Annotated in this window: 20 protein-coding genes and 1 pseudogene; 12 read left to right on the top strand and 9 right to left on the bottom strand. The window is 72.2% G+C overall.

All coding sequences use genetic code 11. From position 1 onward, the window contains the following. Window positions 1–429 (bottom strand): annotated as a pseudogene (locus ABZ795_RS09280) (hypothetical protein); the annotation flags it as partial. A 526-nt stretch (window positions 430–955) separates the two neighbouring features. On the opposite strand from ABZ795_RS09280, the gene ABZ795_RS09275 reads away from it, so the two are divergent. Next, the gene (locus ABZ795_RS09275) at window positions 956–2,797 is read left to right on the top strand and encodes a glycoside hydrolase family 6 protein (protein WP_357529919.1); all 1,842 of its coding nucleotides are present in this window, start codon (window positions 956–958) and stop codon (window positions 2,795–2,797) included. Between the two features lie 134 nt (window positions 2,798–2,931). On the opposite strand, the gene ABZ795_RS09270 is transcribed toward ABZ795_RS09275, so the two are convergent. From ABZ795_RS09270 to ABZ795_RS09260, 3 genes are all read right to left on the bottom strand, one after another. Further along, window positions 2,932–3,306: a hypothetical protein gene (locus tag ABZ795_RS09270; RefSeq protein ID WP_357529918.1), complete on the bottom strand. Its 375-nt coding sequence runs from the start codon at window positions 3,304–3,306 to the stop codon at window positions 2,932–2,934. A gap of 116 nt (window positions 3,307–3,422) precedes the next feature. Beyond that, window positions 3,423–4,352 carry a hypothetical protein gene (locus tag ABZ795_RS09265; RefSeq protein WP_357529917.1) on the bottom strand — a complete coding sequence of 310 codons (930 nt, stop codon included), beginning with the start codon at window positions 4,350–4,352 and terminating at the stop codon, window positions 3,423–3,425. Window positions 4,353–4,362: 10 nt separating this feature from the next. Continuing rightward, window positions 4,363–4,953 carry a hypothetical protein gene (locus ABZ795_RS09260; protein WP_327024368.1) on the bottom strand — a complete coding sequence of 197 codons (591 nt, stop codon included), beginning with the start codon at window positions 4,951–4,953 and terminating at the stop codon, window positions 4,363–4,365. A 337-nt stretch (window positions 4,954–5,290) separates the two neighbouring features. Between ABZ795_RS09260 and ABZ795_RS09255 the strand changes: the two genes are divergently transcribed. The 7 genes from ABZ795_RS09255 to ABZ795_RS09225 all read left to right on the top strand — a co-directional run bounded on the left by ABZ795_RS09255 (window position 5,291) and on the right by ABZ795_RS09225 (window position 14,025). Further along, window positions 5,291–7,909: a nitrate- and nitrite sensing domain-containing protein gene (locus ABZ795_RS09255; RefSeq protein ID WP_357529916.1), complete on the top strand. Its 2,619-nt coding sequence runs from the start codon at window positions 5,291–5,293 to the stop codon at window positions 7,907–7,909. Further along, on the top strand, window positions 7,909–8,328 hold the full coding sequence (locus ABZ795_RS09250; protein ID WP_327024370.1) for a roadblock/LC7 domain-containing protein: 420 nt from the start codon (window positions 7,909–7,911) through the stop codon (window positions 8,326–8,328). Before ABZ795_RS09255 ends, ABZ795_RS09250 begins: the two co-directional genes overlap by 1 nt. After that, window positions 8,318–8,707 carry a DUF742 domain-containing protein gene (locus ABZ795_RS09245; RefSeq protein WP_327024371.1) on the top strand — a complete coding sequence of 130 codons (390 nt, stop codon included), beginning with the start codon at window positions 8,318–8,320 and terminating at the stop codon, window positions 8,705–8,707. Before ABZ795_RS09250 ends, ABZ795_RS09245 begins: the two co-directional genes overlap by 11 nt. After that, a complete protein-coding gene (locus ABZ795_RS09240) occupies window positions 8,688–9,290 on the top strand; it encodes an ATP/GTP-binding protein (RefSeq protein WP_327024372.1) in 603 nt (200 codons plus the stop codon). The genes ABZ795_RS09245 and ABZ795_RS09240 overlap by 20 nt, the downstream gene beginning before the upstream one ends. Window positions 9,291–9,384: 94 nt before the next feature. Continuing rightward, the gene (locus tag ABZ795_RS09235; RefSeq protein ID WP_357529915.1) at window positions 9,385–10,422 is read left to right on the top strand and encodes a lactonase family protein; all 1,038 of its coding nucleotides are present in this window, start codon (window positions 9,385–9,387) and stop codon (window positions 10,420–10,422) included. Between the two features lie 145 nt (window positions 10,423–10,567). After that, the gene (locus tag ABZ795_RS09230) at window positions 10,568–12,331 is read left to right on the top strand and encodes a substrate-binding domain-containing protein (protein ID WP_327024374.1); all 1,764 of its coding nucleotides are present in this window, start codon (window positions 10,568–10,570) and stop codon (window positions 12,329–12,331) included. A gap of 206 nt (window positions 12,332–12,537) precedes the next feature. Then, on the top strand, window positions 12,538–14,025 hold the full coding sequence (locus tag ABZ795_RS09225) for a sugar transferase (RefSeq protein WP_327024375.1): 1,488 nt from the start codon (window positions 12,538–12,540) through the stop codon (window positions 14,023–14,025). Between the two features lie 10 nt (window positions 14,026–14,035). On the opposite strand, the gene ABZ795_RS09220 is transcribed toward ABZ795_RS09225, so the two are convergent. Further along, window positions 14,036–15,163 carry a PP2C family protein-serine/threonine phosphatase gene (locus ABZ795_RS09220; protein WP_357529914.1) on the bottom strand — a complete coding sequence of 376 codons (1,128 nt, stop codon included), beginning with the start codon at window positions 15,161–15,163 and terminating at the stop codon, window positions 14,036–14,038. Window positions 15,164–15,257: 94 nt separating this feature from the next. On the opposite strand from ABZ795_RS09220, the gene ABZ795_RS09215 reads away from it, so the two are divergent. After that, window positions 15,258–15,809 (top strand): MarR family transcriptional regulator, encoded by a 552-nt coding sequence (locus ABZ795_RS09215; protein WP_327024377.1) that lies wholly within the window; start codon window positions 15,258–15,260, stop codon window positions 15,807–15,809. 42 nt (window positions 15,810–15,851) lie between these two features. On the opposite strand, the gene ABZ795_RS09210 is transcribed toward ABZ795_RS09215, so the two are convergent. Further along, window positions 15,852–17,516, bottom strand: a complete 1,665-nt coding sequence (locus ABZ795_RS09210; protein WP_357529913.1) for a SpoIIE family protein phosphatase — start codon at window positions 17,514–17,516, stop codon at window positions 15,852–15,854. Between the two features lie 141 nt (window positions 17,517–17,657). Continuing rightward, a complete protein-coding gene (locus tag ABZ795_RS09205; RefSeq protein ID WP_357529912.1) occupies window positions 17,658–18,890 on the bottom strand; it encodes an ROK family protein in 1,233 nt (410 codons plus the stop codon). Window positions 18,891–18,966: 76 nt separating this feature from the next. Between ABZ795_RS09205 and xylA the strand changes: the two genes are divergently transcribed. The 3 genes from xylA (at window position 18,967) to ABZ795_RS09190 (ending at window position 23,125) form a co-directional block, all read left to right on the top strand. Beyond that, complete coding sequence (gene xylA, locus ABZ795_RS09200; protein ID WP_327024380.1) at window positions 18,967–20,154, top strand: xylose isomerase; 1,188 nt, start codon at window positions 18,967–18,969, stop codon at window positions 20,152–20,154. Window positions 20,155–20,165: 11 nt separating this feature from the next. Next, window positions 20,166–21,593, top strand: a complete 1,428-nt coding sequence (xylB, locus tag ABZ795_RS09195; RefSeq protein ID WP_357529911.1) for a xylulokinase — start codon at window positions 20,166–20,168, stop codon at window positions 21,591–21,593. Between the two features lie 107 nt (window positions 21,594–21,700). Then, window positions 21,701–23,125: an MFS transporter gene (locus tag ABZ795_RS09190; RefSeq protein WP_357529910.1), complete on the top strand. Its 1,425-nt coding sequence runs from the start codon at window positions 21,701–21,703 to the stop codon at window positions 23,123–23,125. Window positions 23,126–23,128: 3 nt separating this feature from the next. Here ABZ795_RS09190 and ABZ795_RS09185 read toward each other — a convergent pair whose 3' ends face one another. Then, window positions 23,129–24,721 (bottom strand): glycoside hydrolase family 13 protein, encoded by a 1,593-nt coding sequence (locus ABZ795_RS09185; protein ID WP_327024384.1) that lies wholly within the window; start codon window positions 24,719–24,721, stop codon window positions 23,129–23,131. A 124-nt stretch (window positions 24,722–24,845) separates the two neighbouring features. Continuing rightward, window positions 24,846–25,877: a LacI family DNA-binding transcriptional regulator gene (locus ABZ795_RS09180; RefSeq protein WP_357529909.1), complete on the bottom strand. Its 1,032-nt coding sequence runs from the start codon at window positions 25,875–25,877 to the stop codon at window positions 24,846–24,848. Between the last annotated feature and the right edge of the window lie 33 nt (window positions 25,878–25,910).

Genomic DNA, 25,910 nt, shown 5'->3' with positions numbered 1-25,910 from the left:
CCAGTCGCCCTTGTCTTCGCCGGGCTTCCAGTCGCCCTTGTCTTCGCCGGGCTTCCAGTCGCCCTTGTCTTCGCCGGGCTTCCAGTCGCCCTTGTCTTCGCCGGGCTTCCAGTCGCCCTTGTCCTCGCCAGGCTTCCAGTCCTTGCCGTTCGAGTCGCCTCGGTCCCACTTGCCGCCGTCGCGGGCCGGCTTAAGCTCGACCTTGCCGGTGACCTTGGACCAGACGAAGGGCTTCTCCTGCTGCTTCTCGCAGATCTCCACCAGCTTGATCTCTTCACCGGGCTTGCCGGCGTGCGGCTTCGCGAAGACCTTGCCCTCGGGCTCATGTGGCGGACCGTCGGCGAACGCGACTCCCGGCGCGAACACCAGCAGGGAGGCACCGCCTAGCGCAGCGCCTGCCACGACCTTCCCGAGCATTTTCTTAGCCATGACCTGTGTCACTCCATCCCTGATTTGTCCTGCGGCCGGTTGCAACCGCGCCAGAACCGACGTTAGACCGGTTCATGACTTATGCAGGGAAAGATTCGTGTTTTCGCATTAGTCCGATAGGTGCGTCCGGTGGCAGGGATCGATCCCGCCGTGCCGGCTTGTCCCCAGGTTGGCCTGGCGTCGCCATTGAGAGGGTGTTCGCGCCGGTAAGGGGCTTGGGCGGTTTGTCCGCTAGACTTCCGAAAGTATCGAGCCATTGCCATGGAAGCGCTCCCATGCAAGAATCGCTCCACGCGGTTAGCGGAGCCACACCGCGCAGCAGGGAGTCGAGGGCACCGGTCAGACCGGACGACCACCCACTGAAACGACCGGGTCAGCCCCCGATCGTCGCACCACCACCACGCCCGTCCGGGTCGGGCGCTCAACAAGAATCCCGTTGGCACCGGCGGCTGTCCCGCGTAGGACGCCCTGGGGCCACGTGCCGGGCCGTACAGCGGATCCGGTCTCGCCCAAGGAGATCAGTGGCATGAACGTGTGGAGAAAACTGTCCGGCCCTCGCCGGGCGGTCGCGCTGGCCGGCGCGAGCGCGCTGGTCGCGGGCGGTTTGGTGACGTTGCCGGTCTCGGCTGCGTACGCGGCGACGCAATGCGACGTGGCCTACACGACCAACGACTGGCCGGGCGGATTCACCGCCAACATCACGATCAGGAACATCGGCGACCCGATCAACGGGTGGACCCTCGGCTTCACCTTCCCCGACGGCAACCAGCGGGTGCAGAACGGCTGGTCGGCCCGGTGGACCCAGTCGGGCCGCAACGTGACCGCCCAGAACGAGTCCTACAACGGGAACCTTTCCACCGGCGGCACCGCCAGCATCGGCTTCAACGGTGCGTGGAGCGGTAGCAACCCGCGTCCGACCTCGTTCACCATCAACGGCGTGACCTGCAACGGCGGCAACCCTCCGCCCACGAGCCCGCCGCCCACGAGCCCGCCGCCCACGAGCCCGCCGCCCACCAGCCCCCCGCCGACCAGCCCTCCGCCGACCAGCCCTCCGCCCACGAGCCCTCCGCCCACGAGCCCGCCGCCCACCAGCCCGCCGCCCCCCGGCACCCGCGTGGACAACCCGTACCTGAACGCCAAGGGCTACGTGAACCCGGAGTGGAAGGCCAAGGCCGAGTCGGTTACCGGTGGTAACCGGGTGTCGAACCTCTCGACCGCCGTCTGGATCGACCGGATCGCGGCGATCGAGGGCACCGAGGACAGCCAGTCCAACGGCCCGATGGGCATCCGGGACCACCTGGACGAGGCCCTGCGGCAGGGTGCGGACTACATCCAGTTCGTGATCTACAACCTCCCCGGCCGCGACTGCGCGGCGCTCGCCTCCAACGGTGAGCTGGGGCCGAACGAGCTGCCCAAGTACAAGGCCGAGTACATCGACCCGATCGCGGCGATCATGCGCGACACGAAGTACAGCAACATCCGGATCATCAACGTCATCGAGGTCGACTCGCTGCCGAACCTGGTGACCAACACCTCGAACAACCCGGGTGGCACGGTCATGTGCGACACGGTGAAGGCCAACGGCGCCTACGTCAACGGTGTCGGCTACGCCCTGGCCACCCTGGGCGCGATCCCGAACGTCTACAACTACGTCGACGCCGGGCACCACGGCTGGCTCGGCTGGGACAGCAACTTCGTCCCGAGCGCCCAGGTCCTGAAGCAGGCCGCGACCGCCTCCGGCAGCACCGTCAACCACGTGCACGGCTTCATCACCAACACCGCGAACTACTCCGCGCTGATCGAGCCGTACGCGAAGATCGATACCCAGATCAACGGGCAGACGGTCCGGCAGGCCAAGTGGATCGACTGGAACTTCTACAACGACGAGCAGAGCTTCGCTCAGGCCTTCCGGCAGGAACTGGTCCGGCAGGGCTTCCCCAGCGACATCGGCATGCTGATCGACACCTCCCGTAACGGCTGGGGCGGCCCGAACCGGCCCACCGCCGCGGGTCCGACGACCAGCGTGGACGCCTTCATCGACGGTGGCCGGGTCGACCGCCGCTTCCACAAGGGCAACTGGTGCAACCAGGCTGGTGCGGGTATGGGCGAGCGGCCGAAGGCCGCGCCGGCGACCGGTATCGACGCGTACGTCTGGATGAAGCCCCCGGGTGAGTCGGACGGCTCCAGCCGCGAGATCCCCAACAACGACGGCAAGGGCTTCGACCGGATGTGCGACCCGACCTACACCGGTAACGACCGCAACGGCAACAGCCGTAGCGGCGCCCTGCCGGACGCCCCGATCGCGGGCGCCTGGTTCCCGGCGCAGTTCGCCGAGCTGATGGCGAACGCCTACCCGCCGTTGTCCTGACGGTCAGGCACACCCGCCGCCAGCGGTAGGTGAGGCACTGCGGCGGCAGGTTACCCGGGCCCCTGGTCCGACCGCACCGGTCGGACCAGGGGCCCACCCCTGTTCCAGCGAGGAATCCCCGCCAAGGGGTGAGGTCAGGGCACGGTCTTCTCGACCGCCGCCCGACCGTTCTCGGCCAGCTCCCGCCGTGCCCGCTCGATGTTCTTCGGGGTGGGTTCCTGCCCCCGGGCCGCCACCAGATCCTCCGGATCCCAGGGTTGTTCCGCCCCCGTGCGGATGTTGTCCTCGGCGGCCCCGGTGCCGGTGCCGGTGGCCCCGGTACCGGCGGCGTACGGATCACCGATGAGCTCGTCGGACGGGTCGTCCCGCCCGCCCGGTTCGGTGAAGGTCGGGGTGTCCGCGTCGGGGCCGCCCCCGGTCATCAGCTGGGGCACCCCGGAGTCGTCATCGACCGCTGCGGCCACCTCGGGGCTCTCCTCAAGCGGTCGTTTCCGCCCACGATCGGTCATCGTCGCCACCTCCCTGTCCGCAGCCGAATCACCTGGCCCCTGCCGGAATACCCGCCAGGTCAGCGGACATGCCGACGGCGGGTGCCCCCACAGGACACCCGCCGTCGGCGGTGGTCTCAGCGACCGAGGACCCGGTCCAGGAAGTCGCGGTACTCGCGCACGGCGACCCGCAGCTGCTCGGTGTCGGTGGCACCGGCCTCCTGCCAGCTGCCGAGCTTCTCCTTGTGCTGGGTCAACGCGGCCGACAGCGCCTGCATGGCCTCGTCGACCAGGGTCTGGGCCTCACCGGCGGCCCCCCGGGGGTCGTCGACGAAACGCAGCTGGACATCGCGCCAGCGGTCCCGGAATCCCTGGGCCGTACTGTCGTCGAACAGGGTCGCCGCCCCCGCCGGTACGGCGGCGGTGGCACCGTTCGACCCGGCGGTCTCGGTGGTCTGGGTGTCCGGGTCGACCATCGCCGAGGTGGCGCTGCCGTAACCGGCCCCGCCGGCCGCCGCCGCCTTGGTGTCGGTCCCGGGCAGGGTGGACCGGTCCGAGTCCTCGTCGTCGGCGCGGTGGCTGCCCGCGTCGCGGTTGACGTCCTCGGCCTCCCGCACCTCGGCGGGGTCCACCTCGTCGTGCCGTCCGTCGAACTCGGCCGTGGGGTCGGCCCGCAGCCCCTCGCCCGTACCGTCGGCGGCACCGTCGCCCGGTCGGGCGGTGCGCTCCGCGCGCGGGTCGGGCTGGTCCTGCGGAAGCGGGCTGGCCAGCGCGGAGGCGGCCACCGCCCCGCCGACCGTGGTCGCGCCGAAGGCCGACGGCACCGGGCCCGGCTCGTGGAACTCGGCCTGCTCGTCGTCGCCCGGTCGGCCGTCCCACGGTCGGTTCCGGTCGGTTTCGGACTCCGCGCGGACGGAACGCTCGTCCGTACCGTCGAACTCGTTCGTGCCGTCGATGTCGTCCCTGCGGTCGAAATCGTCCGTCGCCTGGTCGTCGGGGACCGGCACCGGAGCCGACCGTACGGTCTCGGGGTGGTCGTTGTTCAGCTGCTGTTCTTGCTGCCGCATGGTGGTCTCCTCAGCGGTTGGTGGCGTCGTGGGCGGCGTCAGGCTGGCGCTGTTCCGGCGTCCTAGAGGCCAGTTCCTCACCGAGCAGGTCGGCGAAGAGGGCGCGGTAGTGGACGAGGGCCTGGCGGAGGTCCTCCGTGCCGGCCTCGCCCCGGCTGTTGCGCAGGTGGATCTCGTGGGCGTCCCGGTAGTGGCTCAGGGTGCGGGCGTGCTCGACGGACAGGTGCGCGATCTGGTCGGAGAAGTCACCCGTGGGGTAGCCCCGTTCGGCGATCAGCCGGGTGACCAGTTCGTCGGCCTGTCCGACGGTCTCGGCGGGGGAGTCGACGAAACGGACCTGAAGCTCCTCCCAGGCCTCGGCGTACCGGGCCCGGGCGGCCGGGTCCAGGGGGACCAGCTCGAGTTCGGCGTGCCGGCGCTCGCGCTCGCGCAACTCCCGCTCGGCGGCGCTACGACTGTCCTGTTCGGCGATGACATGGTCGTACTCGGGGCCGAAGCGCTGCCGGAGGGCGCGGCGGCGGCTGGCCACCACCAGGGCCGCGACGACGGCGGCGACGACCAGGATGACGAGGACGGTGACGACTATCTGCGTGGGCGACATGGCTCCTCCTTCGCCTGCAGGTATTCCCTCCGTCCACTGATCGCCAATCCCGTTCCGGAGCACTTTCCTCGCCCAGGTTGCCCATTGCCGGTCCCGGTGCCGTCGGCGCGGGCCTGCACGGAAGACCGGTTCGCACGGATTCGGGCGCAATGGGGGTCAACCGAACGTTCGTCAACGTACCGGTCGTCTCGACGGACGGTAGTGCGGCGAGCGCGGATTACGTATCCTGCCCAAGGCGCCCGAGCCGGCGCCCCGGGGGACAACTGGGGTGCATCCGGCAAAGGTGCTGCCCGGCCGTGCCGGAGCCCCTCCAGCCACCCTTCCGGGCGAGGTCCGATTGAACACCCGCGACTGGCCGATCCGCTCCAAGCTGACCGCCCTGGTCGTCGTGCCGGTGACCGCCCTGCTGGCCTTGTGGATCTTCGCCACCACCCTCACCTTCGGACCGGCCCTCGACCTGTTGTCCGCCCGGACCCTGCTCTACGACCTGGGGCGGCCCGGCGAGACCGTGGTGGCCGAGTTGCAGCGCGAGCGGCGGCTGTCCGTGGTGCACCTGGCATCCTCCCGGGCGGACTGCGCCAAGCAGTCGGCCGGGTGCGTGGTGCCGGCCCTGGGCGAGCAGCGGGACCGTACCGACGTCGCGGTGGAGCAACTGCGCCGCCGGGTGGCCGGAGAGAAGTTCCGAGAGGCCGCCGGTGAGTTGCTCGAAGCCCGACTGGACCGGTTGCTCGACAGGTTGGCGGGGCTGCCGGCGGGACGGGCGGCGATCGACCGCCGGGAGTTGGACCGGATCGGCGCGGTAGGCCTCTACAGCGACCTGGTCTCGGCCGCCTTCCACACCTTCGAGGCGTTGGCGAACCTGCCCGACCAGAATCTCAACCGGGAGGCGCGGGCCCTGACGGACCTGGGCCGCTCCCGGGAGCTGCTCGGGCAGACCGATGCCCTGCTGGCCGGGGCTTTGGCCGCCGGGGGCTTCGCCAAGGGCGAGCACACCATGCTCGTGCAGAGCATCGGTAACCAGTGGTTTCTCATCCAGTCGGCGGTCGCCGACCTGCCCGGCCCGGAACAGGCCGCCTACCAGCGGCTGGCGGAGCAGGAGGGGTTCGGTCGGCTGCGCGCGATGCAGGACGAGCTGATCGCCGCCGGTCCGACGGGCCGGATCACGGTCGACGCGCGGGCCTGGCAGTCCGGCTACGACACCGTGCAGCAGTCGCTGCGGGACTTCGAGCTGACCCAGGCCGACGGGCTGGCCGACCGGTCGGTGCCGATGGCGGTGAGCATCCTGGCCCGGCTGGCCGGCGCCGGGGTGCTGGGCCTGATCGCCGTGGTGGTGTCCCTGGTGGTGGCCGTGCGGGTAGGCCGGTCACTGGCCCGGCGGCTGACCCTGATGCGCGGGCGGCTGACGGAGACCGCGGAGAAGGGCCTGCCGGAGGTGGTGGACCGACTGCGCCGGGGTGAACAGGTCGATGTCGACCGGGAGGCACCGGTGGTCGACGAGGGCACCGACGAGATCGGGCAGGTGGCCCAGGCCTTCACGGAGGTGCAGAAGGCCGCCATCCGGGCCGCCCAGGTCGAGGTCACCCTGCGCCGTGGGCTCAACGAGGTCTTCCTGAACATCGCCCGCCGCAGCCAGGGCCTGGTGCACCGGCAGATCGCCCTGCTGGACCGGCTGGAACGCGACGCGGAGGATCCGGACCATCTGGCCGAACTGTTCCGGGTCGACCACCTGGCCACCCGGCTACGCCGGCACGCGGAGGATCTGGTCATCCTGGCCGGGGCCATCCCGGGGCGCGGCTGGCGTGAGCCGGTGGCCATGGTGGACCTGATCCGGGGGGCGATCTCCGAGGTCGAGTCGTACGACCGGGTCGAGATCACCTCCTTGCAGTCCGCCGGTACGGCGGGGCGGGTGGTCGGGGACATCATCCACCTGCTCGCCGAGCTGATCGAGAACGCGACCACCTTCTCCCCGCCGCAGTCGCGGGTGACGGTCTCCGGTGAACACGTTTCACACGGGTACGCCCTGTCCGTCTCCGACCAGGGCCTGGGCATGACCGCGGCGGCCATCGAGGAGGCCAACCGCAAGCTGGCCCGGGCGCCGGAGTTCGACCCGGCCGAGACCGCCCGCCTCGGCCTGTTCGTGGTGGCCCGGCTGGCCGGTCGGCACGGCATCCGGGTGCGGCTGCGCCGGTCGGAGGGCGCCGGGATGACCGCAGTGGTGTTGATCCCCGCCGACCTGATCACCACCGAGCCCTCGCCGCTGCCCGCCCTGGACGCCGCGAACAGCGGCGACGAGGGCGCCATGGAGCAGCGCCGGCTGGCGCGGGCCAGCCGACTGACCACCGTGCCCCGACCCCGCAGCCGAACGGCTGCGACCTCGGAGGACTCCCGCTCGCCGGCCGCGGAGAGCCGGGGCGGGCCGCGCCAGGCCTCGACCGTGGGGCCGGCCGAGTCCGACGGGCTGCCCCGGCGGATCCGGCGACGTCCGCCGGCCGGAGCCACGACCGGCCCCGGCGCCGAGCCGACGAAGGCCACGGCCGAGGAGGTCTCCGCAACCACGGCCGCACCCCCGCCCGGCACGGACCAGGCCTCCGCCGGGGTGAACTCACCCACCGTGCAACTGCCCGCGCTGGCCCAGCGACCGGCCGACCGGCGGCCGTCGGTGACGGCACCCCACGGCAGCACCGCCCGGGTGGGCGAGCCGACGCCGCGCAGCCCGCAGGAGGCGCGGCGGTTCATGTCCGCCTTGCAGTCCGGCACCGCTCGGGGCCGGCAGGCCGCCGCCGGTACGGCCGAGGGGCGACCGGCCCCGGCCGCCGGGGAGGCGGGAGGGGGCGCCCAGCCCCGATCGGACCAGATCGCCGCCACCCGCCGGGAATCGACCACCGAGGAGGCTGGACCGTCGACCGGCGGACCGGTCACCGTGCAATCCCCGACCGTTACTGAGAGGGACGCCTGATGCAATCGACGAGGCAGAGTGCCAATCTCGACTGGTTGCTCGACGATCTGGTGGAGCGACTGCCCGCCGCGCGGCGGGCAGTGGTGCTCTCGGCGGATGGGCTGCTGCTCGGCTCCTCCGCCGAACTGGACCGTGCCGACGCCGAACATCTGTGTGCCCTGGCCTCCGGGCTGGCCAGCCTGGCGCGGGGTGCCAGCCGACAGTTGGGCGGTGGGCCGGTGCGGCAGACGGTGGTGGAGATGGAGTCGGCGTACCTGTTCGTGACCGCCGCCGGACAGGGCGCCTGCCTGGCGGTGGCCAGCGACACGGACGCGGACATCGGCCTGGTGGCGTACGAGATGGCCATGCTGGTGACCAGGGTGGGGGAGAACCTCCAGGCACCGGTGCGGGCGTCGATGGGTGCCGCCGATGCGGACTGAGTTGTCCGGGCACCGGCACGAGTGGCTTGACGGGGATGCCGGGCCGGTGGTCCGGCCGTACACCCTGACCGGTGGCCGGGTGCGCTCCTGCGCGGACGGATTCGACCTGGTCGCGTACGTGTTGGCGAAGCCGAACCCGGATCTGGGGGCGTTCCCGGAACTGCATCCCGAGCACCGGCTGTTGGTGGCCCTGGCGGGCCGGGGCACCCCGGTGGTGGAACTCGCCGCCGACCTTGACCTGGCGGTGGGTGTGGTCCGGGTACTGCTCGGTGATCTGCTGTCCCGGGGACTGGTCGCCGTGCAACAGCCGCCGCGCGCCACGTACCTGCCCGACAACAACATCCTCAAGGCGGTGGTGGATGGACTCCGTGCGCTATGACGCCGATTATCGGGACCCCCGGGTCCCCCTGGCGTTGAAGATCCTCATCGCCGGTGGCTTCGGCGCCGGCAAGACGACCCTGGTCAGCGCGCTGAGTGAGGTGCGGCCGCTGCAGACCGAGGAGATCCTGACCGGGGCCGGCATCGACACCGACGACATCTCCGGGGTGGAGGGCAAGTCGACGACCACGGTGGCGATGGACTTCGGGCGGATCACCATCAACGAGGACCTCCAGCTGTACCTGTTCGGTACCCCGGGGCAGGACCGCTTCCGGTTCCTCTGGGACGAGTTGGCCTTCGGGGCGTTGGGGGCGGTGGTGCTCGCCGACACCCGGCGACTGGCCGACTGCTTCCCCTCGATCGACTACTTCGAGCAGCGGGGGGTGCCGTTCGTCGTCGGGGTCAACTGCTTCGACGGCTCGCAGCGGTTCAGCCTGGAGGCCGTACGCCGAGCCCTGGACCTGGACCCGGAGGTGCCGATGGTGCTCTGCGACGCCCGGGACCGGCAGTCCGGCAAGGCTGTGCTGATCTCCCTGGTCGAGCACGTGGCCCGGCAGCGGGGCGAACCGGTGCCGGCGGCCTGACCCGGCGAAGGCCGGCGGCGGCAGGTCTAACCGCCGGTGTCGGGGGGAAGGGTTCTGATGGGACCTAGGCAGTTCGGCGGAGAGGTGGCACCTGGTGGCAGGTCGAGGCGAGATCGTTCACATCGGCGGGTACACGGCGCACAGCGGCGGGCGGGGCACCGGGATCGTCGCCGCCTCGCGTGACCCGGAAACCGGCGAGCTGACCTCCCTGGGCACGGTCGCGGTCACCGCCTCGCCGTCGTTTCTCACCCGCCATCCCACCCGGCCCGTGCTGTACGCGGTCAACGAGCTGCCCGAGGGCACGATCAGCGCCTGGCGGGTGGGGCCCGAGGGGGACCTGACCGCGATCGGCTCGTGGGCCACCGGCGGAGCCGATCCCTGCCACCTGGCGGTGGCGCCGGAGGGTCGGAACCTGCTCGTGGCCAACTACGGCGGCGGGAGCGTGACGGTCTTCCCGCTGGACCCCGAGGGGGTGCCGGGCGACCGTAGTGACCTGGTGCAGCACACCGGCCACGGCCCGAACCCCGAGCGCCAGGAGGGGCCGCACGCGCACATGGTCGCCCCCGGGGCCGAGGGCCGACCGATCCTCGCGGTGGATCTCGGCACGGACTCCATCTACCGGTACGACCTCGACCCGGCCTCCGGGCGGCTGGTCCCCCGGGCACCCCGGGTGCGTACCCCCGCCGGGGCCGGCCCCCGGCACCTGGCCCGGCATCCCGACGGCCGGCGTTGCTACGTCTGCGGGGAGCTGGACGGCTCGGTGCTGGCCTACGAGCTGACCGAGGAGGGCGGGTGGCACCAGTCGGGGCGGGTCGAGGCCAGCGAACGGGCCGGGCACGTCCAACCGTCGGAGATCGCGGTGGACGCCGAGGGGCGCTTCCTCTACCTGGCCAACCGGGGGGTAGGCACCATCGCCGTCTTCGCGCTGGGGTCTGGGCTGCCGAAACTGGTCGAGGAGGTGGCTACCGGCGGCGAGTGGCCCCGGCATTTCGCGATGGTCGGGGACCATCTGTATGTCGCCGACGAGCGGGCGGACATGGTGCGTACCTTCCGGATCGACCGGGAGAGCGGGGTGCCGGTGGCGGTCGGGGAGCCGCTGACGATTCCCAGCCCTACTTGCGTTCTGCCCTGATCGTGGGTGTTGGACATTGATGAATCCACATTGTGCCGTTGGGTCATCACTCAGAGTTACTAAATCACGGTAAACTGTTTCTCCTCTGTAACTTTCGTCCGAACGGCCATGGCAGTCCCATGGTCAGGTCCGGAAGATGGTCAGCGTGTCAGCAGGCCGCCATCGCATGCGTTCAGGTTTCCACGGCGCCGCCGCCGCAGCCGCGGTCGGCGTGCTCGTCGTCACCGCCGGTGGGTGGGTGGGCTATCGGCAGCTTGCCGGCCCGGACTGCGCTGGCAAGATCGAACTGTCCGTGGCGGTCTCGACCGAACTCGCACCCGCTGTCGACGCGGCGGCCACCGAGTGGGAGCAGAACGGCGCCGCGGTCGACGGGACCTGCATCGACGTGACCGTGGCGGCGGCCGACGCGGTAGAGGTCGCCGCGGTGGTGGCGGCCAAGCACGGGGCCACCCTGGCCGGGGTCGGTCAGGCCAGCGGCACGGCGGTCAGCCCGGACGTCTGGATCCCGGACTCCTCCACCTGGTTGCTGCGGCTGCAGACCGGCGGCGCGGCCGCCTTCGCACCGGGCAACGGTGCCTCCGTCGCCAGCAGCCCGGTGGTGGTCGCCATGCCGGAACCGACCGCCGAGCGGTTGGGCTGGCCGCAGGAGGAAATCGGCTGGACCGAGCTGCTGACCCGGGTCAACAGCGACCGGCCGTTGAAGACCGGCATCGTCGAGCCGACCCGCGACGCCGCCGGCCTGTCCGGACTGCTGTCGCTGATGACGGCGGCCTCCTCCGCCGGGGGTGCGACCGCCGAGCAGGACCGCATCGGCGCCCTGCGGGCGCTGGCCTCCGGTGCCTCGGCCCTGCGCCAGGACCTGCTGGCCAAGTTCCCCACCGCCCCGGACGCCACCACCCTGGCCAGTGCCCTCGGGGCGGCGGCACTGTCCGAAGAGAACGTCATCCGGTACAACGCCAAGAAGCCGCCGGTGCCGCTGGCGGCGCTGTACCTGAAGCCGTCGCCGCTGCCGCTGGATTACCCGTACGCGGTGCTGCCGGGCATCGAACCGGCCAAGGCCTCCGCCGCGCGGGTGCTGTTCGAGGTGCTGACCACCCCCTCGTTCAAGGACCGGCTGGCCGCCCAGGGGCTGCGTGGGCCGGACGGCAACTGGGGCAGTGGCTTCCAGCCCCCGCAGGGCGCACCCAGCCCGGCCAGCGGTGACTCCTCCGCCGCGCCGCCTCCCCAGGGCGGCATCGCCGCCGGTGGCCTGGCCCCGGACGCGGTGGAGCGGGCCGTCTCCAGTTGGTCCATCGCCACCCTCTCCGGCCGGATGCTCTGCATCATCGACGTCTCCGGCTCGATGAAGAAGGCCGTGCCGACCGCCAACGGCGCCACCCGCCAGCAGGTCACCGCAGAAGCCGCCCGGCGGGGCCTGAACCTGTTCGACGATTCCTGGTCGATCGGTCTGTGGGTCTTCTCCACCAACCTGGACGGGGCGCGTGACTACCGGGAGGTCGTGCCGACCGGCCCGCTGTCCCGGCAGCGCAGCTCCCTGGAGCGCAGCCTGGACACGATCACCTCCTCCAGCGGCGACACCGGCCTGTACGACACCCTGCTGGCCGCGTACCAGAACGTGCAGCAGAACTGGGAACCGGGCAAGGTCAACTCGATCGTCCTCTTCACCGACGGCAAGAACGAGGACGCCGACGGCGTCTCGCAGCGGCAACTGCTCGCCGAGCTGAAGCGGATCAAGGACCCGGACCAGCCGATCCAGGTGATCATCATCGGCATCGGCACGGAGGTCAGCAAGGCGGAGCTGGACACCATCGCGCAGAGCGCCGGTGGGGGTGCCTTCATCGCCGCGGACCCGACTAAGATCGGGGACATCTTCCTACGAGCCATCGCCCTGCGGAAGGCGCCTGCCTAAGTCGTGCCTCAGTAAGAACCGTGGTGGAAGGTTGAATCCTATACCACAGACCAATTACGGCTGGTTTGCTGGGGCTGCTAGTGACGGCAATACGTCCGAAGCAATTGCTCGGCATAGTTCTCAGGAGAGGATGTCGTCGTGCACCGGCAGTTCCGGCTTACCGTCGAGCTGGAGCCGTGCCGTCGGCGAGCGAAGTGGGAGGGCTGGTGACCTCGGCGACGCTGTTGACCCCGGCCAGATCTTCAACACACCCTGACGGTACGTCGTCATCGAGCAGTTCGCTGCGCGGTGGGCAGCGGGCGTACGTGCGAACCCTGGTGGTGCTGGACGCCACCGTCCTCACCCTGGCCGTGCTCGCCGGCTACGCGGCCCGCTTCGGTGAGGCCGCCCCACGGGGCACCCACGTGCCCTACGTCCTGGTGGCTCCCGCCCTCGTCCTGGCCTGGTTGCTGTCGCTGAAGGCGATGCGCTGCTACGACGACCGGGTGATCGGCTACGGCGCGGACGAGTACCGGCGGGTCAGCATGGCCAGCCTCCGCCTGGCCGGGGCGGTCGCCATCGCCGGTTACATCGCCGACGTCGGGGTGTCCCGGGGCTTCCTGGCGATCTCGTTCGCGGTCGGGCTGGTCGGCCTTGAGCTGGCCCGGTTCGCCGCCCGCAAGCGCCTGCACCGGGCCCGCTCGACCGGGGCCGGCTGGTCCCGCCGGGTGCTGGTGGTCGGCGACACCGCGCACGTACTGGAACTGGTGCACACCCTGCGCCGGGAACCGTACGCCGGTTATCAGGTGGTCGGTGCCTGCATCCCGGACGCCCTGCTGGCACCGGTGGCCCAGCGACTCGGCGACGTGCCCGTGGTCGGCTCCTTCCGGGGCATCCCGGAGGCCGCCGCCGCGATCGGCGCGGACACGGTCGCCGTCACCGCCAGCGGGGAACTCACCGCCGCCCGCCTGCGTCGGCTGGGTTGGCAGTTGGAGGGCACCGGAATCGACCTGGTGCTGGCCCCGGCGTTGACCGATGTCGCCGGCCCGCGCATCCACACCCGCCCGGTGGCCGGCCTGCCGCTGATCCACGTGGAGGCCCCGGAGTTCCGGGGCACCCGCAAGCTGGTCAAGGGTTTCGTCGACCGGTCCATCTCGCTGGTGGCGGTGGCTCTGCTGTTGCCCCTGCTGGTGTTCATCGCTCTGGCCATCAAGCTGGACAGCCGGGGGCCGGTGCTGTTCCGGCAGACCCGGGTCGGGCAGGGGGGCGAGGAGTTCGGGGTCTTCAAGTTCCGGACCATGGTGGTCAACGCCGACGTCCTGCTGGCCGAGCTGGCCGCGCGCAACGAGACCGACGGCCTGATGTTCAAGATGCGCGACGACCCCCGGGTGACCCGGGTCGGGCGGCTGCTGCGCAAGTGGTCGCTGGACGAGCTGCCGCAACTGGTCAATGTGCTGCTGGGGCAGATGAGTCTGGTCGGGCCGCGTCCTCCGCTGCCCTCCGAGGTGGCCCGCTACGACGGCGATGTGGCCCGCCGACTGCTGGTCAAGCCCGGCATGACCGGTCTCTGGCAGGTCAGCGGCCGGTCGGATCTGAGTTGGGAGGACGGCATCCGGCTGGATCTCTACTACGTGGAGAACTGGTCGCTGGCGGCCGACCTGACGATCCTGTGGAAGACCTTCGGCGCGGTGGTCAACAGCCGGGGCGCCTACTGAGCCGTGGCGCTCACGGCTGAGGTCCGTACCAGTCCAGGCAGACGATCACCGCGTCGTCGGTGAGATCGGCCGAGACGAAGGCCCGCAGGTCCCCCAGGAGGGCCCGGACCGCGTCCAGCGGGCTCATCGGGGCGGTACGACGCAGCATCCGATCCAGCGCGCTCTGCCCGTAACGGACCTCCTGCCCGGTGGCGTCGAGCACCCCGTCGCTGATCATGAAGAGGCGGTCACCGGGCTCCAGTTGGAGGTGCTGCTCGCGATAGTGCGACCCCTCGAACATGCCCAGCGGGAACTGCTCCTCCAACGACTGCACCCTGACCTCGCCGGCCCGGAGCAGGACGAGCCGGGGAGAGCCCGCGTCGACCGCGGTGAGCAGTCCACTGTGCAGATCCACCTCGATCAGCAGGGTGGCCAGGTACTGCTCGCCCCGGTGCAGGGCGTAGATCGCCTGGTCGGCCAGGGCGGCCTGATCGGCCAGGGAGATGCCGGCCCGGCGGGCGTTGCGCAGGGCGCAGGTGGCCAGGGTGGTGAGCATCGAGGCGGCGACCCCCGAGCCCATGCCGTTGATGGTGGCGGTCCACACCCGGTCGCCGTCGTCGGACCAGTCGAAGCTGTCCCCGCGCACCGCGTACGCCGGTTCCAACTGCCCGGCCAGGCTGAAGGAGGGCCGGATCCGGCTGCGGCCCGGCAGCAGTTCCCACTGCATCTCGGCGGCGAGGGTGAGCCGCCGGGTACGCCGGGCGATGCGGTAGACGTCCGTGCCGGGGTCCACCGCGGTCAGCTCGTGAGCCAGGGCGGTGCCGATCTCGGCCAGCTCCGGCAGCAGGCTCTCGCCCGCGACCGGCCGCACCCGCAGCACGCCACGCCGTTCGCCGCGCATGCTGACCGGCAGATAGGCCGTGCCCTCGACGTACATCGGGCTCTGGTGGTCGAAGCACCGCCAGGCCGGGTGGCCCGGTTCGGTCACCGCCTCCCCGGCGGTGAGTGGCAGCAGGGCGGCCAGCCGGTAGTCGACCTGGAGCAGGTCGACCTCCACCATGCCGTACCGCTGGTCGAGCAGCTCTCTGATCCGGCTCAGCAGGAGATCCGCGGGGGCGGCGGTGAGCACGGTGCGGGCTTGATCGACCGGATCGCTCATGGGGCATCTCCTTGATCACAAGCCCATCGACCGACAGAATCGGAGTACGCTCAGGCGCACGATGGCGGAACTGCATGGTTTTCCAGGATCCGAGATGAGTATGGCTGCCGAGGTGGATGTCGCGGCGGGCGCCCTGCTGACCGTCTGGGACGGTGCCCGGGAGCGCACAGCGAACCGCATCTCCACCGCCCAGCTTCGTGCCGTGATGCTCGTCGAGCGGCAGGACGGGATCAACCTTCGCCGGCTGGCGGCCGGGTTGGACATGTTACTTTCCTCGGCCAGTCGGCTCTGCGACCGGCTGGTCGCCGCCGGGATGCTGGAGCGTGAGCCCGGCCGGGCGGACCGGCGGGAGATCTCCCTGCACCTGACCGCCGAGGCCCGCAGCCTCCTGACCGAGCTGCGCGAGGACCGTCGGCAGCACCTGGCCGCGATCCTGGGCGACATGACCCCGGAGGGGCGTACGGCCCTGCTGCGAGGTCTCCAGGAGTTCGACGAGGTGGCCCGGGCGCGGGTGGTCCGGCCGGTGTCCTCGCTGGTGCCGCAGCCGGAGGAGCCGGGCTCCGCGCACTGCGGGGAGGTCCGCGAGGTCGTCGACACTCCGCTGAGCTGGTCGAACGGGGACACCCCGGTCTCCCGTACGGCCTGACGCCACCGCTGCTCGCGCGGCCTGACCCGGCCTGGCCGGGGGTCAGTCGGGCTTTCGGGGGGTCACCGCCAGCATCGCCACGTCGTCGTGCCGTTGCCCGGCGGACCATTCGTCGACCATGCGCAGCACCCGCTCGACCAGGGCGCTGGGCGGCAGCCCGGCACCGGAGGCGAGGGCCTGGTGCAGCCGTCGCTCGCCGAACATCTCCGCACCGTGCGGCCCGCCGCGCGCCTCGGTGACCCCGTCGGTGTGGGTGAACAGCACCGCACCGGGCGGCAGCCGCAGGTCGACCTCGGTGAACCGGGCCTCCGGCAGGGCCCCCACCGGCATTCCACCCACCGGTACCCGGGTCACCGTGCCGTCGGGGTCGACCACCAGGGGCGCCGGATGCCCGCCCCCGGCGACCCGGACCCGCAGACCGCCCTCGGGATCCTGGCTCAGGCTGCCCAGCAGCAGGGTGGTGAACTGGCTGCGTCGGGCGGCGTCCGGCATGTCCAGCAGGGCCCGGTCGAGCAGCCGCAGCAGCTTCAACGGCTGCTGTTCCACCAGCCGCAGGGTCTGCAGGGACTGCCGTACCCGGCCGGTCAGCACGGCCGCGCCGACCCCCTTGCCGCAGACGTCGCCCAGGGCGAACAACACCCCGCCCTCGGAGGGTAGGAGGTCGTAGAAGTCGCCACCGATCCGCAGGCTGTCCCCGGCGGCACGGTAACCCCCCGCGACCTCCATCCCGGCCACCCGGGGCAGCTCCGGCGGCAGCAGGCTGTTCTGCAGCACCCGGGCCAGGTGGGCCTGCTCGTCGTACAACTCGGCCATGGTCAGGGCGGCGCCCGCCCGGGCGGCGAACTCACGGGCCAGCTCGACATCCCGGGGGTCGAAGCCGGTACGCCCGGGGTGTCGCAGCAGCACCAGGGCCCCGACCGTCCGGCCGGCCCCCGGCATCGGGCTGACCAGCAGGGTCGCCTCCCGGTCGAGGTCGGCGGCGAAGACCGGGTCCAGGTCCTGCTGCGCCGCCACCGACCAGGGGCCGGGCGCTGGGCATCCGCCGTCCAGGGCCTCGGCGAGCCCGGGTAGGGCCGCGGTCAGACTCCAGTCGGACTCCCCGGCCACCGGACCGGGCTGCCCCTCGGCGTAGCGGACCCAGTGCGGCCGTTGCTCGGCGGGAACGGGCGGCAGGTGCACGACCAGGGCCAGGTCGGCCAGGTAGGGCACCGGGAGGGTGGCGGCGGCCCGCAGCGCCTGGTCGCGGTGCAGGGCCAGGCCCAGGCGTCGACCCGCGTCGGCGAGGAAGGCGGTACGGCGGCGTTCGGCTAGCAGCGCCTGGCTGCCGGCCCACTCCTCGGTGACGTCACGTACGTACCAGACCCAGCGGCCGGCGGGCAGGGCCCGGCGTACCCCGCGAAGGCGTCGGCCGCGGTGTTCCCCCTCGAACTGGGGGTGCCCGGCGGCGGTCGCGGTCGCCAGTGCCGGCACCGCGCAGGTGGCCAGATCGGTGCCCGGGCCCACCTCGGGCAGCAGTCTCCGGGTGGCCGCGTTGGCGGTGCCGACCAGCCCGTCGCCGTCGACGGTCAGCATCGCCTCGGCCAGTCCGTCAAGGAGTTCACCGGCCAGGTCCAGGGATTCGGCCGACTCCGGTCGGTCCGATCTGCCCTGGCCGGCCTCGTCACGGCGGGCGGGGCCGGCGACTCGGCCCTCACGAGTGCTGGTCATTCCGGCTCGCGGTGCGCCCTGCGCTGTCGGGATGTGCGCATGCCGGTGGTGTCGCTCCTCCGGGTCACGGTCATGGTTGCCTGGGGGCAAGCGTACCGAAGTGCCCCCGGGACCCGCCTGGACGCAAGGGCGGCGGTAGGGCTACAGCCGGGCCAACCAGGCCACCGGCCGGGCGATGATCCGGCGCACCACCGAACCGGCCGCGCCGACGACGGCGGCCGTGGCCCCGAGGGTCGCCGGCCGGACGGTCACCGGGGACCAGGCCGCGGTCAGCACCCGGCGGTCGATCTCCGCGAGCATCGGCGGGCGCAGCCAGGGAGCCAGGGGGGCGTAGCCGCCGCCGAGCACCACCGTGTCCAGGTCCAGCAGGTTGACCACACTGGACACGGTCACCCCGAGGGCCGTCCCGGCCTCGTGCAGGGCTCGCAGCACCTGCGCGTCGCCCGCCTCGGCCAGCTCGGTCAGCCGGTTCGGGGCGGTGTCGGCCGGCAGGTCCGCCCCGGCCAGGCCGGCCGCCGCGAGGATCGACTCCTGGCCGGCGTACTGCTCCAGGCAGCCCCGGCCCCCGCACCGGCAGGCGGGCCCGTCCGGGCGTACCGGGATGTGGCCGATCTCCCCGCTCCAACCCCGGGCCCCCCGGTACAGGGCACCGTCGAGCACGATGCCGGCGCCGATGCCGACCTCACCGGAGATGTGCAGGAAGCTGCCCGGACCGGCGCCGGCGTGCAACTCGCTCAGCGCGGCCAGGTTGGCCTCGTTGTCCACCACCAGCGGCGGCACCCCGTCGATCATCTCGGTCAGCGGGGGATGCCCGGCCAGCAGTTCGGGCACCGGCACGTCACGCCAGCCCAGGTTGGGGGCCAGGCGGACCAGCCCGGCGTCGTCGACCAGACCGGGCACCCCCAGGGCGGCGCCGGCCAGGATGAGGCCCTGCGCCTCGGCGGCGGCCCGGGCCTCGGTGGCCAGCCGCACCAGCCGGCTCAGTGCGTCGGCGGGGGAGATCGGCCGCAGATCGGCGCGGTGCACGCTGTGGTGCCGGACCTCGCCGGTGAGGTCCACGACGCAGGCGGCCAGATAGTCGACATTGACCTCCAGCCCCAACCCGGCCGGGCCGTCACCGGCCAGCACCAGACCACGAGCCGGTCGGCCGGCCCCGGTACGCGGCTGGGGCTCCGCCTCGGTGACCAGTCGCCCGGCGACCAGGTCCTCCACCACGGCGGAGACCGTGGCCCGGGTCAGGCCGGTCTCGGCCGCCAGCGAGGCCCGTGAGGGGGGTCGGGGGGCGGCGGCGATCCGGCCGAGCACGAGGGCCAGGTTCAGTTCGCGGAGGCTGCCCTGGCGCACCGCGCCGGCCGGGGCTGCGGAGGGGATCACCTCTTGACACTGCCACATCACCACCATTTAATTCAACCACTGAACAAATAGCGGACGACACCACCGGAGGTCTGTCATGGCACCCCGTCCCACCCCCGCCGACAAGTTCTCCTTCGGGCTCTGGACGGTCGGTTGGCAGGGCCGCGACCCGTTCGGCCACGCCACCCGTACCGCCATCGATCCGGTGGAGTCGGTGCACCGGCTCGCCGAGCTGGGCGCGTACGGGGTGACCTTCCACGACGACGACCTCATCCCCTTCGGTTCGGACGCGGCCACCCGCGACGCCCAGATCGCCCGGTTCCGCAAGGCCCTGGACGAGACCGGCCTGGTGGTGCCGATGGTCACCACGGACCTCTTCCAGCAGCCGGTCTTCAAGGACGGCGGGTTCACCAGCAACGACCGTGAGGTGCGGCGGTACGCCCTGCGCAAGGTGCTGCGCAACATCGACCTGGCCGCCGAACTGGGCGCCAAGACCTTCGTCATGTGGGGCGGCCGGGAAGGTGGCGAGTACGACGTCGCCAAGGACGTCCAGGCGGCCCTGGAGCGCTACCGCGAGGCGGTCGACCTGCTCTGCCAGTACGTCATCGACCGGGGCTACGACCTGCGCTTCGCCCTGGAGCCCAAGCCGAACGAGCCGCGCGGCGACATCCTGCTGCCCACGGTCGGGCACGCCCTGGCCTTCATCTCCACCCTCGCCCACCCCGAGCGGGTCGGGCTGAACCCGGAGGTCGGCCACGAGCAGATGGCCGGGCTCAACTTCGTCCACGGCATCGCCCAGGCCCTCTGGCAGGGCAAGCTGTTCCACATCGACCTCAACGGCCAGCGGGGCGTCAAGTACGACCAGGACCTGGTCTTCGGCCACGGTGACCTGCTCAACGCCTTCGCCCTGGTCGACCTGCTGGAGCACGGTGGCCCGGCCGGGGGCCCCGCCTACGAGGGGCCGCGGCACTTCGACTACAAGCCCTCCCGCACGGAGGACATCGACGGGGTGTGGGCCTCCGCGGCGGCCAACATGCGCACCTACCTGCTGCTCAAGGAGCGGGCCGCGGCCTTCCGGGCCGACCCGGAGGTGGCCGAGGCGCTGGCCGCCAGCAAGGTGGCCGAGCTGGCCGTGCCGACCCTCGGCGAGGGCGAGGGCTACGCCGAGCTGCTCGCCGACACCACCGCCTTCGAGGAGTTCGACGTCGAGGCCGTGGCCGCCCGTGGCTTCGGTTTCGTCCGGCTCAACCAGCTCGCCGTCGAGCACCTGCTCGGCGCCCGCTGAGGACGGACGGGATGCCGCTCGTCGCCGGGGTGGACTCCTCCACCCAGTCCTGCAAGGTGGTCGTCCGGGACGCGGAGACCGGTGCCCTGGTCCGCCAGGGCCGGGCCCCGCACCCGGACGGCACCGAGGTCGACCCGGAGGCCTGGTGGTCCGCCCTCCAGACGGCGGTCGAGGCCGCCGGTGGGCTGGCCGACGTCGCCGCGGTCGCCGTCGCCGGTCAGCAGCACGGCATGGTCTGCCTGGACGAGGCCGGGCAGGTGATCCGGCCGGCCCTGCTGTGGAACGACACCCGCTCGGCCCAGGCCGCCGCCGACCTGGTAGCCGAGGCCGGGGGCGGGAAGTTCTGGGCCGAGGCCGTGGGCAGTGTGCCGGTGGCCAGCTTCACGGTCACCAAGCTGCGGTGGCTGGCCCGACACGAGCCGGCCATCGCCGACCGGGTGTCGGCCGTCTGCCTGCCCCACGACTGGCTGACCTGGCGGCTGGCCGGTGCTCCCGGGCTGGAGGCCCTGCGTACCGATCGCAGTGATGCCAGCGGCACCGGCTACTGGTCGCCGGCCACCGGCGAGTACCGCCCCGACCTGCTGGAACGCGCACTGGGCCGGGTGGTGCGGGTACCCACCGTGCTGGGTCCGGCCGAGTCCGCCGGTCGACTGGACCCGGCCGCCCTGCCGGGTGCCGCCGAGGCCCTGCTCGGCCCCGGGGCGGGGGACAACGCCGCCGCCGGCTTCGGGGTGGGGGCGGGCTCCGGTGACGTGCTGGTCTCGATCGGCACCTCCGGCACGGTCTTCAGCATCGCGGAGACCCCGGCCGCCGACGCCGGCGGCACGGTAGCCGGGTTCGCCGACCTGACCGGCCGGTTCCTGCCCCTGGTCGCCACCCTCAACGCGGCCCGGGTGCTGGACGCCGCCGCCGGGATGCTGCGGGTCGGCCTGGACGAACTGGCCGACCTGGCGCTGTCCGCCCCGCCCGGGGCCGACGGGCTGGTGCTGGTGCCGTACCTGGAGGGGGAGCGCACCCCGAACCGGCCGACGGCCACCGGGGCGGTGCACGGGTTGACCCTGCGGACCTCGACCCCGGGGCACCTGGCCCGGGCGGCCGTGGAGGGCATGCTCTGCGCCCTGGCGGACGGTCTGGACGCGCTGACCGCCCAGGGCGCGCAGGCCCGTCGGGTGATCCTGGTCGGGGGTGGGGCCCGCTCCGCCGCCGTACGCCGGATCGCCGCCCAGGTCTTCGGCTGCCCGGTCGTCGTCCCCCCGCCGGGGGAGTACGTCGCCGACGGGGCCGCCCGCCAGGCCGCCTGGCTGGCCCTGGGCGCCACGGAGGCCCCCGACTGGACCCCGGCCGGCACCCGGGAGTACGCCGCCGAACCGGTCCCGGCCATCCGGGAGCGCTACGCCCAGGCCCGCGAACACCACCTGGACCGCCAGGCCCAGGGCTGAACCACCCTCGAAACCCGGATCGAGTGGCTGCGCTAGGGGGTGAAGCCACTCGATCCGGGGGTGGGGCCGGTGCACGGCCCGACATCCGGTCCTGATTGGCTGCCCGCATGACCTTGACCACGGGCGGAGCCGGGCGGGTGTGGGGCGGCGGCGCGGTGCACCGGTTCTACAGTGTCGTCGTCTTCGTGCTGCTCGCCTCGCTGGACAATGTGGCGATCGGCCTGGTGCCGCCGCTGTACGGCGCGATCGCCGAGTCCTTCGCGGTGTCGCAGCGCCTGCTGGGCCTGGTGACCGCGGTCAGCTTCCTGGTCAGCGCGGTGGCGGCGGTGGGCTGGGCCTACTTCGGCGACCGTACCCACCGCAAGCCCCTGCTCATGATCGGCACCCTGATCTGGGCGGTCGGGACCGGGGGCAGCGGGCTGGCCGGGAACTATCCCACCTTCCTGGCCGCCCAGCTGCTGGCCGCGGTGGGGCTGGGGGCGGTCGGCTCGGTCGGCTTCTCGGTGGTCACCGACCTGATCTCGCCCCGGCGTCGGGGCCTGGTGATGAGCTTCTGGGGGCTGTCCCAGGGGGCGGGCACCCTGGCCGGCACCCTGGTCGGCGGGCTGCTCGGGGCGGTCGACTGGCGGCGTCCGTTCCTGCTGCTCACCGTCGTCGGTCTGGTCGCCACCGCGGCCTACCTGCTCACGTACGACATCCGGCGCGGCCAGAGCGAACCGGAACTGGCCGCCGCGCTGGCCGAGGGGGCGGACTACGACTACCGGATCAGCCGGCGGGACCTGCCGGTCATCCTGGGTCGGCGTACCAACCGGTGGCTGATCCTCCAGGGCCTCACCGCCCAGGCCGCCTTCGGGTCGCTGGTCTGGTTGCCGGTGCTCTTCGCCGAACGGGCCCGGGACCAGGGCTACTCGATGGAAACCGCGATCGTGGTCGGCAGCGTCTTCGCCACCCTGTTCCAACTGGGCGGGGTGCTCTCCATCGTCGGTGGTCTGATCGGGGACGCCCTGCAACGGCGTACCCTCTCCGGCCGGGCCACGGTGGCCGCGGTCGGCATCCTCGCCGCTCTGCCCTTCTACCTGGTGCTGTTCTTCGTGCCGATCCGCATCGAGGTGCCCGACGGAGCCGGCACCGGCACGGTGGTGCGGGCCGTACTGGCCAGTGTCGTCACCGAGCCCACCGTCGGGCTGAGTCTGCTCGCCGCCCTGCTGGCCCTGGCGCTGACCTCGGCGAACTCCCCGAACTGGTTCGCCCTGATCGCGGACACCAACCCTCCGGAGCACCGGGGCACGGTCTACAGCCTGGGCAACCTGGTCAACGGGGTGGGGCGGGCGGCCGGCAACGGGCTGGTCGGGGTCGCCTTCCACGCCCTGCGGGCGGCCTTCCCGCCCCCGTTGAACTACGCCGTCGGGCTGGCCGCCTTCCAGCTCTTCTTCATCCCCACCGGCATCATGTACTGGCTGGCCGCCCGCACCTCCCCCAAGGACATCACCGAGGTCAACCAGTTGCTGCACACCCGGGCGGAAAAGCTGTGAGCCTCAGCCGGTGAGCACCCAGACGGTGACGTCCGTGGGGACCGAGCCGTCCTCGTCCAGGTGGGCGCTGCTGTGCAGCAGTTCCCCGTCGGGCAGCGGTACGCCGGTGGCACCGAAGTTGGTCAGCACCACCACCCGGCCGTTGCGGAAGGTCAGCACCTCGTCGCCGGAGGAGAGCCACTGCAACGTGCCACGACCCAGCCCGTGGGTACGCCGCAGACGCAGGGCGGTGCGGTACATCTCGTAGGTCGAGCCGGGCACCCCCCGCTGGCGGTCCAGGGCGTACTCGGCCCAGACCCCCGGCTGAGGCAGCCAACTGGCGTCGGTCGGCCCGAAGCCGTACGAGGGGGCGTCGGCCTCCCAGGGGATCGGCACCCGGCAGCCGTCCCGACCCCGCTGGGTGTGCCCACTGCGTTCCCAGGTGGGATCCTGGCGGGCCTCGTCCGGCATCCTGGTGTGCTCCGGCAACCCCAGTTCCTCGCCCTGGTAGAGGTAGGCCGAGCCGGGCAGGGCGAGCATCAGCAGGGTGGCCGCCCGGGCCCTGCGCAGACCGCTCGCGGCGTCCGGCTGCGGGTCGTCCGCCCCGATGCCGTTGGGGCGGGGGGTGCCGATCGGCAGGCCCAGCCGGGAGGCGTGCCGCACCACGTCGTGGTTGGACAGCACCCAGGTGGTGGGGGCGCCGACCGAGTCGGTGGCCTCCAGGGAGCGGGTGATGACGGCGTACTGGGCCGGGGCGGTCCAGGAGGCCAGCAGGTACTCGAAGTTGAAGGCCTGGTGCATCTCGTCGGGGCGGACGTAGCGGGCCAGCCGCTCGGCCGGCTCCACCCACGCCTCGGCCACCAGGATCCGTTCGCCGGGGTAGCCGTCCAGCAGCCGCCGCCAGTCCCGGTAGATCTCGTGCACCCCGTCCTGGTCCCACATCGGCGGGCGGGGCTTGTCCACCTCCTGACCGGAGAGGATCTCCTGCGGCTCCTGCCAGTCGGCCAGGTCCGCCTGCTTGATCAGGCCGTGGGCCACGTCCACCCGGAAGCCGTCCACCCCCCGGTCCAACCAGAACCGCAGCACCTCCAGGAACTCCGTGCGCACCTCGGGGGCGTCCCAGTTCAGGTCGGGCTGGGCGGTGTCGAACAGGTGCAGGTACCACTGACCGTCCTTCACCTGGGTCCAGGCCGGTCCGCCGAAGACGCTCTGCCAGTCGTTGGGCGGTTCGGCGCCCTCCGGTCCCCGTCCGTCGCGGAAGATGTAGCGCTGCCGCTCGGGGCTGCCCGGCCCGGCGGCCAGGGCCTGCTGGAACCACTCGTGGGCCGAGGAGGTGTGGTTGGGCACCAGGTCGACGATCACCCGCAGCCCTCGGGCGTGTGCCTGGGCGATCAGGTCGTCGGCGTCGGCCAGGGTGCCGAACAGCGGCTCGACGTCCCGGTAGTCGGCCACGTCGTACCCGGCGTCGGCCTGGGGTGAGGGATAGAACGGGGAGAGCCAGATCGCGTCGACCCCCAGCTCCCGCAGGTGGTCCAGGCGGGCGGTGATGCCGGGCAGGTCGCCGATCCCATCGCCGTCGGAGTCACCGAACGAGCGGGGGTAGATCTGGTAGATCACCGCCTCGGTCCACCAGGCGGGGGCCGCGACGGCGGGTGCGGTCTGCGGGGTCGGGTTCTCGTTCAGGGCGTACTCCCATGGTCGTCCGGACGAGGTCGGCGGCGGGCGATGGAGACCCGTCGGTTCAGTTTGCCCTCGGTGGGGCGGTCGATTCCCGCACGACCAGCCGAGTGGGCAGGATCACCAGGGTGGCGGCCGGGTCGGGGGCGGAGGCGCCAGGTCGGCAGAGCCGGTCCAGCAGCATCTCGGCGGCCAACCGACCCTGCTCGGCCGCGGGCTGGGCGACCGTGCTCAGCCCCAGCACCCCGGAGAGGGCATGGTCGTCGATGCCGATCACACTGACATCCTGGGGTACCCGCAGGCCCGCGTCGCGCAGCGCGGTCAGCGCGCCCATCGCCATCTCGTCGCAGGCGGCGAAGATGGCCGTCGGCGGGTCACCCCGGCGCAGCAGTTCCTCCGTGGCCCGGGTGCCACCGGCGATGTCGAATCCGGACTCCACATCCAGGCTCGGGTCCGGCCGCAGCCCGGCCGCACGCAGCGCCTCCTGGTAGCCCCGCCGCCGGTCCAGGTGGGCGGTGAAGGCCAGTTCGTCGTCCGGGTCACCGGAGATGTGCGCGATCCGCCGGTGACCGAGTTCCAACAGATAACGGGTGGCGGTGCGGGCGGCGGCCACGTCGTCGATGCGTACGCAGGGCCAGCCCGCCACGTCGGTGCCGGAGCTGACGGTCACCCCGGGCAGGGCCAGGGTGGTCAGGGCACCCAGATCGGCGGGGCGCAGCGGAGTGGCTACCAGCATCACGGCGTCCACCCGCTTGTGCAGGTTGGCCGGATGCAGCAGGCGCTGGCGGTTCTGCTCCCGTCCACCCAGGTTGTGCAGCAGCAGGTCGTACCCGGACTGGTGGAGGAAGTCCTCGACCGCCTCCACGACCACCCCGAAGAACCACCGGGTGATCCGGGGGACCACCACGGCCACCGCCCCGGTACGCCCGCCGGCCAGTCGCGAGGCGCTCGGGGAGACGGCGTACTGCAACTGTTCGGCGGCGGCCAGCACCCGCCGACGGGTGGCCGCGGACACGGTGGGCAGTCCGCGCAACGCCCGGGAGACGGTGGCCGTGGACACCCCGGCCAGTCGGGCGACATCGTCGATCCTCGTCACGGTAACCCCACTCACTACCTCCGGTGGTGCCGC

It is taken from the genome of Micromonospora sp. NPDC047134 (genome assembly GCF_040643455.1).
Taxonomy (GTDB): domain Bacteria; phylum Actinomycetota; class Actinomycetes; order Mycobacteriales; family Micromonosporaceae; genus Micromonospora.
This window is presented reverse-complemented; position numbering and strand designations above follow the sequence as displayed.

Bases quoted from the DNA above. Each gene is read 5' to 3' on its own strand.
- ABZ795_RS09275 (WP_357529919.1), top strand. From the start codon at position 956: ATGAACGTGTGGAGAAAACTGTCCGGCCCTCGCCGGGCGGTCGCGCTG.
- ABZ795_RS09270 (WP_357529918.1), bottom strand. From the start codon at position 3,306: ATGACCGATCGTGGGCGGAAACGACCGCTTGAGGAGAGCCCCGAGGTG.
- ABZ795_RS09265 (WP_357529917.1), bottom strand. From the start codon at position 4,352: ATGCGGCAGCAAGAACAGCAGCTGAACAACGACCACCCCGAGACCGTA.
- ABZ795_RS09260 (WP_327024368.1), bottom strand. From the start codon at position 4,953: ATGTCGCCCACGCAGATAGTCGTCACCGTCCTCGTCATCCTGGTCGTC.
- ABZ795_RS09250 (WP_327024370.1), top strand. From the start codon at position 7,909: ATGCAATCGACGAGGCAGAGTGCCAATCTCGACTGGTTGCTCGACGAT.
- ABZ795_RS09245 (WP_327024371.1), top strand. From the start codon at position 8,318: ATGCGGACTGAGTTGTCCGGGCACCGGCACGAGTGGCTTGACGGGGAT.
- ABZ795_RS09240 (WP_327024372.1), top strand. From the start codon at position 8,688: ATGGACTCCGTGCGCTATGACGCCGATTATCGGGACCCCCGGGTCCCC.
- ABZ795_RS09220 (WP_357529914.1), bottom strand. From the start codon at position 15,163: ATGAGCGATCCGGTCGATCAAGCCCGCACCGTGCTCACCGCCGCCCCC.
- ABZ795_RS09215 (WP_327024377.1), top strand. From the start codon at position 15,258: ATGAGTATGGCTGCCGAGGTGGATGTCGCGGCGGGCGCCCTGCTGACC.
- ABZ795_RS09210 (WP_357529913.1), bottom strand. From the start codon at position 17,516: ATGACCAGCACTCGTGAGGGCCGAGTCGCCGGCCCCGCCCGCCGTGAC.
- xylA (WP_327024380.1), top strand. From the start codon at position 18,967: ATGGCACCCCGTCCCACCCCCGCCGACAAGTTCTCCTTCGGGCTCTGG.
- xylB (WP_357529911.1), top strand. From the start codon at position 20,166: ATGCCGCTCGTCGCCGGGGTGGACTCCTCCACCCAGTCCTGCAAGGTG.
- ABZ795_RS09190 (WP_357529910.1), top strand. From the start codon at position 21,701: ATGACCTTGACCACGGGCGGAGCCGGGCGGGTGTGGGGCGGCGGCGCG.